General features: G+C 60.2%; 15 protein-coding genes. 6 read left to right on the top strand and 9 right to left on the bottom strand.

What is annotated here, in order from left to right; all coding sequences use genetic code 11:
* Positions 1-58 precede the first annotated feature (58 nt).
* Both AACQ43_RS04810 and AACQ43_RS04805 read right to left on the bottom strand, forming a co-directional pair.
* Positions 59-634, bottom strand: coding sequence for a DJ-1 family glyoxalase III (locus AACQ43_RS04810; protein WP_168966215.1), 576 nt, complete (start codon positions 632-634; stop codon positions 59-61).
* Positions 635-667: 33 nt separating this feature from the next.
* A complete protein-coding gene (locus AACQ43_RS04805; RefSeq protein WP_073349183.1) occupies positions 668-1,615 on the bottom strand; it encodes a ketopantoate reductase family protein in 948 nt (315 codons plus the stop codon).
* Between the two features lie 357 nt (positions 1,616-1,972).
* Here AACQ43_RS04805 and AACQ43_RS04800 point away from each other — a divergent pair, with 357 nt between their 5' ends.
* Positions 1,973-2,455, top strand: a complete 483-nt coding sequence (locus tag AACQ43_RS04800) for a YajQ family cyclic di-GMP-binding protein (RefSeq protein ID WP_011705055.1) — start codon at positions 1,973-1,975, stop codon at positions 2,453-2,455.
* A 102-nt stretch (positions 2,456-2,557) separates the two neighbouring features.
* Here AACQ43_RS04800 and AACQ43_RS04795 read toward each other — a convergent pair whose 3' ends face one another.
* From AACQ43_RS04795 to AACQ43_RS04770, 6 genes are all read right to left on the bottom strand, one after another.
* Positions 2,558-3,400: a nucleoside-specific channel-forming Tsx family protein gene (locus tag AACQ43_RS04795; protein ID WP_011705056.1), complete on the bottom strand. Its 843-nt coding sequence runs from the start codon at positions 3,398-3,400 to the stop codon at positions 2,558-2,560.
* A 156-nt stretch (positions 3,401-3,556) separates the two neighbouring features.
* Positions 3,557-4,936: an AmpG family muropeptide MFS transporter gene (locus AACQ43_RS04790; protein WP_168966213.1), complete on the bottom strand. Its 1,380-nt coding sequence runs from the start codon at positions 4,934-4,936 to the stop codon at positions 3,557-3,559.
* An 85-nt stretch (positions 4,937-5,021) separates the two neighbouring features.
* A complete protein-coding gene (locus AACQ43_RS04785) occupies positions 5,022-5,351 on the bottom strand; it encodes a hypothetical protein (protein WP_168966211.1) in 330 nt (109 codons plus the stop codon).
* Positions 5,352-5,467: 116 nt separating this feature from the next.
* A complete protein-coding gene (locus tag AACQ43_RS04780; RefSeq protein WP_005303575.1) occupies positions 5,468-6,019 on the bottom strand; it encodes a peptidylprolyl isomerase in 552 nt (183 codons plus the stop codon).
* 15 nt (positions 6,020-6,034) lie between these two features.
* Complete coding sequence (locus tag AACQ43_RS04775; protein ID WP_011705058.1) at positions 6,035-6,607, bottom strand: YajG family lipoprotein; 573 nt, start codon at positions 6,605-6,607, stop codon at positions 6,035-6,037.
* Positions 6,608-6,631: 24 nt separating this feature from the next.
* Positions 6,632-7,774, bottom strand: coding sequence for a methyltransferase (locus AACQ43_RS04770; RefSeq protein ID WP_168966209.1), 1,143 nt, complete (start codon positions 7,772-7,774; stop codon positions 6,632-6,634).
* A gap of 206 nt (positions 7,775-7,980) precedes the next feature.
* Between AACQ43_RS04770 and AACQ43_RS04765 the strand changes: the two genes are divergently transcribed.
* On the top strand, positions 7,981-8,289 hold the full coding sequence (locus AACQ43_RS04765; protein ID WP_011705060.1) for a BolA family protein: 309 nt from the start codon (positions 7,981-7,983) through the stop codon (positions 8,287-8,289).
* Between the two features lie 88 nt (positions 8,290-8,377).
* Here the strand turns inward: AACQ43_RS04765 and AACQ43_RS04760 are convergent, their stop codons facing one another.
* Positions 8,378-8,659, bottom strand: coding sequence for a hypothetical protein (locus AACQ43_RS04760; protein ID WP_123785005.1), 282 nt, complete (start codon positions 8,657-8,659; stop codon positions 8,378-8,380).
* A 71-nt stretch (positions 8,660-8,730) separates the two neighbouring features.
* On the opposite strand from AACQ43_RS04760, the gene AACQ43_RS04755 reads away from it, so the two are divergent.
* Genes AACQ43_RS04755 through AACQ43_RS04740 form a run of 4 tightly spaced genes read left to right on the top strand, consistent with a single transcriptional unit; the run spans position 8,731 to position 12,710 of the window.
* Positions 8,731-10,074, top strand: a complete 1,344-nt coding sequence (locus tag AACQ43_RS04755; RefSeq protein ID WP_011705061.1) for a Na(+)-translocating NADH-quinone reductase subunit A — start codon at positions 8,731-8,733, stop codon at positions 10,072-10,074.
* Positions 10,075-10,077: 3 nt separating this feature from the next.
* Positions 10,078-11,307 carry an NADH:ubiquinone reductase (Na(+)-transporting) subunit B gene (locus AACQ43_RS04750; RefSeq protein WP_011705062.1) on the top strand — a complete coding sequence of 410 codons (1,230 nt, stop codon included), beginning with the start codon at positions 10,078-10,080 and terminating at the stop codon, positions 11,305-11,307.
* Positions 11,297-12,085: a Na(+)-translocating NADH-quinone reductase subunit C gene (locus AACQ43_RS04745; RefSeq protein WP_011705063.1), complete on the top strand. Its 789-nt coding sequence runs from the start codon at positions 11,297-11,299 to the stop codon at positions 12,083-12,085. Before AACQ43_RS04750 ends, AACQ43_RS04745 begins: the two co-directional genes overlap by 11 nt.
* On the top strand, positions 12,078-12,710 hold the full coding sequence (locus tag AACQ43_RS04740; RefSeq protein ID WP_005303545.1) for an NADH:ubiquinone reductase (Na(+)-transporting) subunit D: 633 nt from the start codon (positions 12,078-12,080) through the stop codon (positions 12,708-12,710). The genes AACQ43_RS04745 and AACQ43_RS04740 overlap by 8 nt, the downstream gene beginning before the upstream one ends.
* Position 12,711 lies beyond the last annotated feature (1 nt).

Raw genomic sequence — 12,711 nt, 5'->3', positions numbered from 1 at the left:
CAGAGCGCCCCTTGCCAATTAGCAAGGGGCGCTCCGTCATTGCGAAAGGAAGAGTCATTCAGGGCATGAGCGAGGGGGGCAACACCATGGGGCCGGCCACCGCACGGGCAGCCTCGTCACCGCGCAGCACCCGCACCAGCGCGAGGGCGAACTCGATGGCGGTGCCCGGCCCCTGGCTGGTGACAAGGCGATGAGCCTGATCGGTTACCACCCGCGCGGTGCTGAGCTGCGCCGCAGGGAGGCGGGCCTGAAAACCGGGATGGCAGGTGGCGCTGGCATCCCCCAGCAGATCATGGTGCTGCAACACCACGGCGGGGGCGGCGCAGATGGCTGCCCGCCAGCGCTGCGCTGCCGCCTGCGCCTTGAGCAGGGCGATGGCGCGCGGCGTATCGCGGATAACCTCGCTGCCGGGCAGGCCACCTGGCACCACAATGGCCTCGAACTCCTGATCCGCCAGCTCGTCGAGGTGGCAATCCGCCACCAGCTGCACGCCGCGGGAGGCGCGGATCTGGCGCTGCCCGGCGGGGCAGCAGGAGGCCAGCACCACCTCGATGGCCCCGCGTACCAAGGTATCGACGATGGCGACCGTCTCGATCTCTTCTGACCCGGGGGCCACCAATACCAGTACGCTCATCCGTTGCTCCTTGCGTTGGCGAGCCCGCCGGGCTCACTGCTTCTCTTTGATGGCCTGATAGAGACCCTGATTGACCGGCACCGCGATGCCGTGGCAAGCGGCCCGGGCCAGCAGGAAGCCGGTGATGGCCTCAATCTCGGTCTCGCGCCCCTGCTCCATGTCCTGATACATGGAAGAGTAATTGTCGGCGGTGAGCTCCACCACCGTCATGACCCGGCGCAGCAGCTCGTCGCTGCCGGTGGGTTGGCCTTCGGCCTGCATCACGTCCGCCACTTCCACGCAGATCTGCTGCAGGGCATCGGCAAAGCGCGGACCGGCCAGCTCGCCATTCTTGAGCTTGTAGAGTGCGGTGAGCGGGTTGATGGCGCAGTTGACCGCCAGCTTCTGCCACTGGCGCGCCTGGATCTGTTCATCCCAGCCGGCCTGGCCGAGGGCGGACGCCAGATCGTCAGCCAGGGCGGCGTGGGCTCTGGCCGCCTCGTTGACCGGGCCGAGCCAGGTTTCGCCCTTGCCGGTATGGCGGAACACGAAGTGGCCGCTCTGCATGGCGCCATGGCTGGTGACGCCGGCGATGATCGGATTGTGCGGGAACAGGGTGACTACCTGCTCGGCGATCCCCATGCCGTTGTGCAGCAGCACGATGGGCACGTCGGTCGCAAGCTGGCCCACCAGCGGCGTCAGCGCCTCGATGACCTGGCCAGCCTTGGTCATCACCAGCAGCCGTTTGACTTGGCCGGGCTGGCTGATGAAACCGCGCTCGATGTTGATGAGCTGGGTGTGGCCTTCCAGCGAGGTGAAGTCGATGCCGGGGTGCAGGGTGGAGCGGTGGCGCTCGCGCAGCAAGACGCGAGTGGCCTGGCCGCTTTGAGTCAACAGGGAGGCGAAGACGCCGCCCAGGGCGCCGCAGCCCAGCAGGGTCCATTGGGGGGAGGAGGTGTGTCGACTTTGTGTCAGGTTGTAATCGCGTGATCCGCTTGGCATGGAGAGACTCAATCAAGGTAGGGGCTGCATTCCAGTCAACCGCCTGCCGGGGATAAGTGAAGATGTCGCCTGGCGGACACCAGAAACGAGTTCATCATCTTGCTGCGAGGTCGTGATCAAGGTTTGTATGAGACTTGCTTATAGGCAACCGGCAGCTGATGTATTCATGTACACGCCGGTTCCTGCGCTGCACTTTACCTTCTGGACGACCTATCGCGGCAGATCCTGAACAGGTTCTAACGGGTCTCGCCATTCCTGTGCGCAGGGGATTCTAGCAGAGCAGCCCCATCGAAATCAGCAAATTTGCCGTAATTCTGGTAGATTTGCCCCCTTATAGCGCAACATGAGGAGCCCACTATGCCGTCATTCGATATTGTCTCTGAAGTCAAAATGAACGAGGTGTTGAACGCCGTCGACAACGCCAATCGTGAACTGGCGACCCGTTTCGATTTTCGTGGTGTCGAAGCCAGCTTCGAATTGAACAAGGAAGAGGTCAAGCTGGAGGCCGATGCCGATTTCCAGCTCAAGCAGATGGTCGAGATCCTGCGCGCAGCCCTGCTCAAGCGCAACATCGAGAACAGCTCCATGGACGTGGGTGACAGCGTTCACTCCGGCAAGCGCTTCCACCTGACCGTGAAGTTCAAGCAGGGGATCGACAAGGAAGTCGCCAAGAAGCTGGTTAAGCTGATCAAGGATTCCAAGATCAAGGTGCAGGCCGCCATTCAGGGCGACGAAGTGCGCGTCACCGGCAAGAAGCGTGACGATCTGCAGGAGACCATGGCCCTGGTGCGTGGCGCCGAGCTGGGTCAGCCGATGCAGTTCCAGAATTTCCGCGACTGATGATGGCCTGGGGAGGGCACGGCTCTCCCCTGTTGCCGGCAGCAAGCCATAAAAAAACCGGAGCAGCTGCTCCGGTTTTTTGTATCCCTGATACCCGTTCGATTAGAACTTGTAGGTAACGGAGAAGTAGTGGCTGAAGCCAGAGCTCTTCCACGGGGTACCGTCGTAGGCAGTGGAGCCATCTTTGGTGCCGTAGGCATCCATGAAGTACTTCAGGCCGTAACCGACGGCGTAACGATCGGAGTGCCAGTAGATACCGTGGAAGGTAGCCAGGTTGTCGCTGGTACGGTCAGCACGGTTGTGGGTGTCCAGATCGAAGGCGTAGTCCAGGTAGCCCTGGTAGGAGACGAAGCTGCCGTTGCTGAAGGTGTAGAAAGGCTTGAACCAGTTCATGGCGAACCAGTAACCGTTCCACTCACCCTCTTCTTCGGTGAAGAACTGGTTTTCGGTGGCGTGACGAGCATACAGGTTCATGCCCACTTTGCCGAACCAAGGCACTTGTACATCAGCACCCAGACCGATCATGTTCTCCATCTGGTTGTCGCCGATGTTGTTCAGGGAGGCGATGTAGACCTCTTGCACCGGACCAAAGGAGAGATCTTTACCAGTCAGCGCATCCAGAGACATACGCGGCGCAAACTTCATGAACAGGTTCTGACCCTTGTGCTTGTCGCTGTGACGGGAGTCGAAGATATCGAAGACGTCGACGTAACCGTACAGGTCAAACAGGCCGGAGCGACCACCGAATTCCATTTCGAAGTAGGTGTCGTTGTAATCTTCAGCACCAGTGGTGAAAGGACGTTGGTCGATGGTGTGCATGACGTTGAACTGCATCCACTTGTAGTCATTCTTGTGGATGTCACCGCTGTAGTCAGCAGCGAAGGCCGGGGTAGCGGCGGCAGCCAGCAGACCGGCAGCGATCAGAGTCTTGGTAAATTTGGCCATTTTATTGGTCTCTTGTGCGTTAGTTGAGGTTTTCCGTAGCCTGCCCACAAGGAGCGGAAGGGATTCTAGCCAAATAAATTCATCGGAGAAACCAGCATCGGGGAACTTTATTCGGAAGTGTGAATCTAATCACCCCCAATTTTACGCAAACGCTTGCTATTTATCCGATTCCGATAGCAAGTGTCTTCCTCGTTTGGCAACCAGCACGATCAGGATCAGCACCGGAATACCGAGCAGGCTGGTGCTGATGAAGAAGCTGCTGTAGCCGAACTGTTCGACGAAACGACCGGAAAAACCCGCCAGCAGCTTGGGCAGCAGCAGCATGACCGAGCTGAACAGGGCGTACTGGGTGGCGGAGAAGGCCACGTTGGTCAGGCTCGACAGATAGGTCACGAAGGCGGCCGTGGCAATACCGGCACTGAGGTTGTCCAGCGAGATGATCAGGGTCAGCAGTTCCAGGTTGTGGCCCACTTCGTTGAGCAGGGCAAACAGCAGGTTGGTGCTGGCGGTGAGCAGGGCGCCGAGGAACAGAATGCGCAGGGTGCCAAGGCGCATCACCAGCACACCACCCAATGCGGCTCCCACCAGGGTCATGATGACCCCGTACACCTTGGTGATGGTGGCCACCTCGGTCTTGCTGAACTGCATGTCCACGTAGAAGCTGTTGGACATCACCCCCATCACCACGTCCGAGATGCGATAACAGGCGATGAGCCCGAGGATCAGCAGGGCCGAGCCGCCGTAGCGGCGGAAGAAGTCGGCAAACGGGCACCAGATGGCTTCGTGGCTCCAGGCGCCGAGCCCGGCCAGCGAAACGGGCCAGCCACGGGCGAGCAACAAGGCCTTGTGGGCCGCCTGCTGCTCATTCTGGCTGGCAAGGTCGATCACCGGTTCATGACAACAGAGGGTGGTGATGACGCCGAGGGACATCAATCCCGCCATCAGCAGATAGGTGAGTCGCCAGCCGTTGTAGTCATAACCGCTGTTGCTGCCGAGCCAGGCGGCCAGCGCCAGTGCGCCGGCGCCGGCCATGATCATCGCCAGCCGGTAACCGGTCATGTAGGAGGCCGCCATGGCCGCCTGCAGCCGCTCGGGGGCCGACTCGATGCGGTAGGCGTCGATGACGATGTCCTGAGTGGCAGAGGCAAACGCCACCAGCAGGGCGAACAGGGCCAGCTGGGCGAGCTGGGTCTTGGGATCGCAGAAGGCCATGCCCACCAGCGAGGCGGCGATCAGCAACTGGGAGAACAGCATCCAGCTGCGGCGCCGGCCCAGCCAGCGGGAGAGCAGCGGGAGCGGCAGCCGATCCACCAGCGGTGACCACAGCCACTTGAAGCCGTAGGCCAGCGCCACCCAGCTCATGTAGCCGATGTCGGTCAGGCTGACATCCGCTTCGCGCAGCCAGAACGACAGGGTGCCGAACACCAGCAGCAGCGGCAGGCCGGAAGAAAATCCCATGGCAAACAGGATGAGAACCCGAGTCTCAAGGTAGACGGCGAGCGAGTCTCGCCAGCTCGGTGTACGGACAGTGTTCAAATACCTGACTCCTCTGGGAAAATTGCGCCATTTTGTCAGGTTCGAGAGGGATAGCCAAGGCAAGCCGGGGGTGGCGTTGCGCGATTCAGGGGCGCAGGCCGATGCAGTGGCGCGGCAGCGGCCCGTCCGTGGTCAGGTAATTGGCGCACTCCATCAGCTGCAGGCGCAGCCAGACGTCGGCGATGATCTGCTGTTCATCCCATTGATGCAGGCTGTGCAGCAGGTGCCAGAATACCCCTTCCTGCTCGGAGGCAGGGGCCTTGTCTGCGGGAACCTGGGGCAGATCCTGCCAGCGGGACAACAGCTGCCAGCTCAGATCTTCCAGCTGTTGATAGGGGATCTCTCGTGCCAGAAAGTGACGAACCGTCTGGGCCAGCGGGATGGCTTGCTGGGCTATGTAATCATTGCAGGTCACCGGAACCTCCTTCTCCTCTATGTGGGCCTAGTCCCGAACATCGGGGCAAGGCCAGAGTATAGAAAGGGGCGCCGGCGACCCAGCGCGCGGGGTGGCGGAATGTGATCCGCTCCGCGTTATTTGTCTGCCAGCAGCACTACTTTCTTCAGGATGATGGGGCTGGTGGGAACGTCATTGGCACGCAGGATCGGGCTGTAACCGGTCTGCACCTGGGCCAGCTTGTCCAGCACCTCCATGCCCTGCACCACCTGGCCAAACACGGTATAACCGGCGCCGGCATTGGCGTTGAGGTTGTTGTTGTCGACTAGGTTGAAGTAGAACTGGCGAGTGGCACTGTCGACCGCCTGGGTGCGGGCCATGGCGATGCTGCCGCGCTTGTTGGGCAGGCCGCCCTTGGACTCGTTGACCACGGGATCGAAGGTCGGCAGTTGTTGGAACTGCTGGTTGTAGCCGCCCCCCTGCACCACGAAGTCCTGGATCACCCGGTGGAAGATGCTGCCGTCATAGCTGCCATCCGCCACGTAGCGCAGGAAGTTTTTCACCGTCTGCGGCGCCTGTTTGGACGCCAGTTCCACCACGATATTGCCGTGGTTGGTCTCCATCCTGACCTTGGGGCCGGCGAACGCCAGCGGGGCGATCAGCATGGCCAGTAACCAGAGTTTTTTCATCTATCCGCTCCTCGCTCAGCTCGGCTGACCCTTGAGATAACCGCGCAGGGCATTGTCCGCCATGATCTGTTGCAGCAGGCTGCCCAGCTGCTGGTTCAGGATGGATTCCAGCTCGGCCATGCTCGGCTCACCCGGGCCTTCCTTGCTGGAGGACATGTTGAACTGCTTGGTCAACTTGCTGCCTTGGAAATCGGCGATCACCTGCAGGCTGACGCGGGACTTGGTGACATAGGTGAAGGTCTTCTCTTCCACCGTGACCGCGGCACTGGAGATGGCGAGGGTCAGGTTGGTAGTTCCGCTGTTGCCCACTTCCAGCCCCTGGCTGCGCAACCCTTCCGCCAGCTTTTCGGCCAGCAGGTTGTTGAGCGGCTGTTCGCTGTTGACCAGCACGGCAGCCTTCTCTTTCTTCTTGATGGAGAAGACGTAGGCGGCTTCACGCTTGTCCACCCCTTCCAGGGTGATGCGGTTGCCGGAGTAGTACTGCTGATTGGAGGGGATCACCTGCGGGTTGAGCAGGGCGGTCTCCGGCCAGTGAGTCGCACAACCACCCAGCATCAGGGCGGCCAGCAGCAAGAGTGACTTTTTCATCATGGGTTTCCTTTAGCTTTCTGTTTAGCGTTTGATGGCTTTCAAAATAACGAATTTGCTGTTCGACGCAACGACTTGTGCGTTGGCAAACAGGCGCTTGAGCTTGTTGTGATAATCCAGGTGACGGTTGCCTACTATCCAGAGTTCGCCGCCCTTGGGCAACACCCGATGGGCATCGCTGAACATCTGCCAGGCGATATGATCGGTGATCGCCTGCAACTGGTGGAACGGCGGATTGCAGAGGATCCGGTCGACCGAGCCGACCGCCACGCCGTCGAGACAGTTGTTGACCAGGAAGTGGGCACGGGGCAGGGCAGCCGGCAGATTGTGTTCGACGTTGAGCCGGGCCGAGGCGACCGCCATATGGGACTCGTCGATGAAGGTCACCTCCACCTCGGCGTCCCGCGCCAGCAGGGAGAGCCCCAGCACGCCGTTGCCGCAACCCAGATCGATCACCTTGCGGGCGCTGTGGATAGGCAGGTTGTCCAGCATGAAGCGGGCGCCGATGTCCAGGCTGGTGCGTGAAAACACGTTGGCGTGGTTGTGGATGAGCATGTCGGTGCCCTCCAGCGGCCAGACCGTGGGAAAGGGATTGGCCAGCGCGGGGCGTTCGGCAGGCGTAGCCGCCGGGGTGCAGTGAATCAGGCGGGCCTTCTTCCAGGCCAGCGAGGTGCGGGTCGGCCCCAGGTATTTTTCAAACAGCGCCAGAGTGGAGCTGTGAATGTCTTTGGCCTTGCCGGCGGCGATGACGCGGGTGGTAGGGGTGGCCACCTGGCGCAGGGCCAGTAGTTGCTGCTCCAGCAGCGCCTGATACTTGGAGACCTTGATCACCACCAGCGCGGGGGCACCGGGCAGGGGGGTAAGTGCATCCTGCAGGTGGATGGCATGCGGATCCAGGCCGTTCTCGGCCAGATTGGCCAGGGTGGCCCGCTCGCTGATATGAGAGTCGGTCACGCTGACGGGAGCATGGCCGTGCAGATAGGCGGCCAGCGCGCCGAAGCCGTCGTTCATGATGATGACCGGGCCGTCGCGCTCGAGAGGATCTTCGGCCAGGGTGTTGATCAGGTACTCGTCTGCGGCGTCCCAGGCCTGCAACGGATCCTGGAGCTGGCGTGGATAGCGATACAGGGTCAGGCGACAATGGGCCGTGTCGAGAAGGGTTTGCATAGGCGAAGTGTCCAGCTGATTCATGTAACGGGCGCCGACGGGGCGCAAAGTGGCGCTATTCTAGCGGGGGCGGAGAATTTCACCAGTCCTGGCCGCTGCGGCAGAACGGGAAAAGCGTGCCATTTTCCCGTTCTGGGTGATTTCGTCATACGGCTAACCCTGGCTACAATGGCCGGACATCCACTTTGGGAGTTTTGCTCGTGACCATGCAACAACAGATCGAGGCCAAGCTGGCCGCCGCCTTGTCCCCCAGCCATCTGGAAGTGATCAACGAAAGCTACATGCACCGGGTGGCACCGGGCTCCGAGAGCCACTTCAAGGTGGTGGTGGTAAGCCAGGCGTTCGAAGGACAGCGGCTGCTGGGTCGTCATCGTCAGGTCAACGGGGTGCTGGCCGAAGAGTTGGCGGGGGCCATTCATGCATTGGCGCTGCATACCTATACCGAGCAGGAGTGGCAACAGCGGGAACAGGCTCCGACCACCCCCAGTTGCGTCAGCAAAAACGGCCTCTCCTAAGGCTATTGACGAATTGATTACTCAATCTGCGACCAGTTAACAATTCATAAACGTTTTTCGGTGGCGTCCCGGGCTGTGGAACGGGACGTCAACCTCCCGCCCTGACATCAAGATTTCTAATCTTTTTTTGAACATAAAATTCATTACCCATTTTTAGGTAATAATGGCTAACTCGAAGTCGTGCCTGAGGTTTCGTGAAAAAAAACCGCATGATTAAATTTCGATGATTTTGTGATAGAGCGGGGATTTTCCCCATTTTGCATGGCAGGCAACTCGCCATAAGTGGTAAACTCAGGCGCTTTTGAATGACTCTGTATGTTGCTGATTTGTTTGTTTCTTCGACATCATCCCGCAACATCAACGGGCTCATTCAACAACTCGTCGTGATGTATTTCTCGGCGCTAACCAACCTGTCTTCCCTTAACGGTAGTGCAAGTGAGTATGATTACAATTAAAAGAGGACTGGACATCCCCGTGCTGGGTGCTCCGGAGCAAGTAATCTACGATGGCCCGGCCATCACCCGTGTTGCTACACTCGGCGAAGAGTTCGTGGGGATGCGTCCTACTATGTTTGTCAAAGTAGGTGATCGCGTCATTAAAGGTCAGGAGCTCTTCGAAGATAAGAAGAATCCCGGCGTTAAATTCACGGCCCCCGCCACCGGTGTGGTTTCAGAGATCAACCGGGGTGCCAAGCGCATTCTGCAATCCGTTGTCATCGATATCGATGGGTCCGACGAGCAGGTGACCTTCGAGCACTTTGCGTCTGCCGAGCTGGCCAAGCTCGAGCGCAGCAAGGTGCAGGAGATCCTGGTCGCATCCGGCCAATGGACCGCGTTGCGTACCCGCCCGTTCAGCAAGGTGCCGGCCGTGGGTTCCACCCCTCGCGCCATCTTCGTCACCGCCATGGACACCAACCCGCTGGCTGCCAGTGCGGAGCTGATCATCAAGGAACAGGCCCAGGCCTTCCTCGACGGTCTGGCCGTGCTGACTCGTCTGACCGATGGCACCGTCTACGTCTGCAAGGGCGAAGCGAGCCTGCCGCACGCTTCCCTGGCGCAAGTCAAGGAAGAGGTGTTCGTCGGCCCGCACCCTGCCGGTCTGCCCGGTACCCACATCCACTTCCTGGACCCGGTCGGTGCCAAGAAGGTGCAGTGGCACATCAACTATCAGGATGTGATCGCCTACGGCAAGCTGTTCACCACCGGTCAGATTTTTACCGACAAGGTGATCGCGCTGGCCGGCCCGAACGTGGTCAAACCGCGTCTGCTGCGCACCCGCATGGGCGCCTGCATCAGCCAGCTGACCAACAACGAGCTGCGTGCGGACGAGAATCGCATCATCTCCGGTTCCCTGCTGAGCGGTGCCAAGGCCGAAGGGGTACATGACTACCTGGGTCGCTACCACAATCAGGTCAGCGTACTGGGTGAAGGTCGCGAGAAAGAGTTCCTGGGTTGGGTCAATCCCAGCGCCAGCAAGTTCTCCATCACCCGTACCACCCTCTCTCACCTGATGAAGGGCAAACTCATCAACTTCACTACCACCACCAACGGTAGTGACCGCTCCATGGTGCCTATCGGCAACTATGAGCGGGTGATGCCGCTCGACATCCTGCCGACCCTGCTGCTGCGGGATCTGGTCTCCGGCGACACCGACAATGCGCAAGCACTCGGCTGTCTGGAACTGGATGAGGAAGATCTGGCGCTCTGTACCTTCGTCTGCCCCGGCAAGACCGAGTACGGCCCAGTCTTGCGTGAGTGCCTGACCAAGATCGAACTGGAAGGTTAAGCGATGAGTTTCAAGCAACTTCTTGAAAATATGGAACATCACTTCGAGCCGGGTGGCAAGTACGCCAAGTACTATGCCCTGTTCGAAGCGGCGTACACCCTGTTTTATACCCCGGGTTCCGTGACCCGCAATGCTGCCCACGTCCGTGATGCAATCGATCTGAAGCGCATGATGATCATGGTGTGGCTGGCCGTGTTCCCGGCCATGTTCTGGGGCATGTACAACGTCGGTAACCAATCCATCGCCGCCATCGCCCATCTGGGCACGGCTGCCGGTGCCGACACCTGGCAATACACCATCGCCACCCTGCTGGGTGCTTCGCTGGATCCGGCCGTCGCCGGCATCGGCAGCAAGATGCTGATCGGTGCTGCCCACTTCCTGCCCATCTACCTGACCGTGTTCCTGGTCGGTGGTTTCTGGGAAGTGCTGTTTGCCATGGTGCGCAAGCACGAGATCAACGAAGGCTTCTTCGTGACCTCCATCCTGTTCGCGCTGATCGTGCCGCCCGAGCTGCCCCTGTGGCAAGCTGCCCTGGGTATCACCTTCGGTGTGGTGCTGGCCAAGGAAGTGTTCGGTGGTACCGGCAAGAACTTCCTGAACCCGGCGCTGGCGGGTCGTGCATTCCTGTTCTTCGCCTATCCGGGCCAGATCTCCGGTGATGCAGTCTGGGTTGCCGTCGATGGCTACTCGGGTGCTACCGCACTGAGCCAGTGGGCCCAGGGCGGTCAGATGGCGCTGATCAACGGTGCTACCGGCCAGACCATCAGCTGGATGGACGCCTTCCTTGGCAACCTGCCCGGTTCCATCGGTGAAGTCTCCACCCTGATGATCCTCATCGGTGCGGCCATGATCGTCTACATGCGGATCGCCTCCTGGCGCATCATCGCCGGTGTGATGATCGGCATGGTAGCGACCTCCCTGCTGTTCAACGTCATTGGTTCCGATACCAACCCCATGTTCAACATGCCGTGGCATTGGCATCTGGTGCTGGGCGGCTTCGCCTTTGGTATGGCCTTCATGGCGACCGATCCGGTCTCCGCTGCCTTCACCAACAAGGGCAAGTGGTGGTATGGCGCCCTGATCGGGGTGATGGTGGTGCTGATCCGGGTGGTGAACCCCGCCTTCCCGGAAGGCATGATGCTGGCCATTCTGTTTGCCAACCTGTTTGCCCCCTTGTTTGACCATTTCGTGGCGCAGGCGAACATCAAGCGGAGGATCGCTCGTGGCGTTTAATAAAGACTCTACTGTCGGCACCCTCACCATAGTGACCGGTCTGTGCCTGGTCTGCTCCATCGTGGTCTCCGTGGCCGCCGTGGGACTGCGTCCTGCCCAGCTGGAAAACCGGGCGCTGGACAAGCAAAGCAACATTCTGTCCGTCGCCGGTGTCGACATCAGCAGCGTGGCCAAGCGCGATCTGGCCCAGCTGTACGGTGACAAGATTGAAGCGCGTCTGGTTGATTTGACTACCGGTGAGTTCGTTGACGGCGATGCCGACAACTTCGATACCAAGCTGGCGGCAAAAGACCCGGCCAAGAGCATTCGTCTGGCCCCGGCCGACGACAAGGCCGGCCTGCGTCAAATCTCCAAACTGATCCCGGTGTTCTTCGCGAAAGATGCCGAGGGCAAGGTCGACAACATCATCCTGCCGATCTACGGCCAGGGTCTGTGGTCCACCATGTATGCCTTCGTGGCGGTCGCGGCCGATGGCCAGACCATCAAGGGCATCACCTACTACGACCACGGTGAAACCCCGGGTCTGGGCGGCGAGATTGAAAACCCGGCCTGGCGCGAGCTGTTCGTCGGCAAGAAGCTGTTCGATCAGGATGGCATGCCGGCACTGCGGGTGATCAAGGGTCATGCTCCGGCTGGTTCCGAGCATGAGATCGACGGCCTGTCCGGCGCGACCCTGACCGGTAACGGCGTACAGCATACCTTCGACTTCTGGATGGGTCCCAAGGGCTTCGGTCCTTTCCTGGCCAAGGTTCGTGCAGGAGAAATCAACAATGGCTGACAAGAGCGAAATGAAAAAGTTGCTGTTGACGCCTGTGCTCGGCAACAACCCCATCGCACTGCAGGTGCTGGGGGTCTGTTCCGCGCTGGCCGTTACCAGCCAGATGAAGACGGCGTTCGTGATGACGCTGGCCGTTACCGCGGTCACCGCCTTCTCCAACCTGTTCATCTCCCTGATCCGCAACCAGATCCCGAACAGCGTGCGGATCATCGCCCAGATGGCGGTGATTGCCTCGCTGGTTATCGTGGTTGACCAGGTGCTCAAGGCGTATGCCTACGACATCTCCAAGCAGCTGTCGGTGTTCGTCGGCCTCATCATCACCAACTGTATCGTGATGGGTCGTGCCGAAGCCTACGCCATGAAGAGTGCCCCGCTGCCCTCCTTCCTGGACGGTATCGGCAACGGTCTGGGTTATGGCGCCGTGCTGCTGACCGTGGCCACCGTGCGCGAGATCCTGGGCTCCGGTACCTGGTTTGGCATCGAACTGCTGCCGCTGGTGAACAATGGCGGCTGGTATGTGCCCAACGGCCTGCTGCTGCTGCCGCCGAGTGCGTTCTTCATCATTGGTCTGATCATCTGGGGCGTACGCACCAAGGATCCCAAGCAGGTGGAGGCGAAGGATTAAG

The organism is Aeromonas sp. DNRA1 (assembly GCF_963888745.1).
Classification (GTDB): Bacteria; Pseudomonadota; Gammaproteobacteria; order Enterobacterales; family Aeromonadaceae; genus Aeromonas; species Aeromonas hydrophila.
The sequence above is the reverse complement of the archived record's forward strand: the minus strand, read 5'-3'. Positions and strand labels throughout refer to the sequence as shown.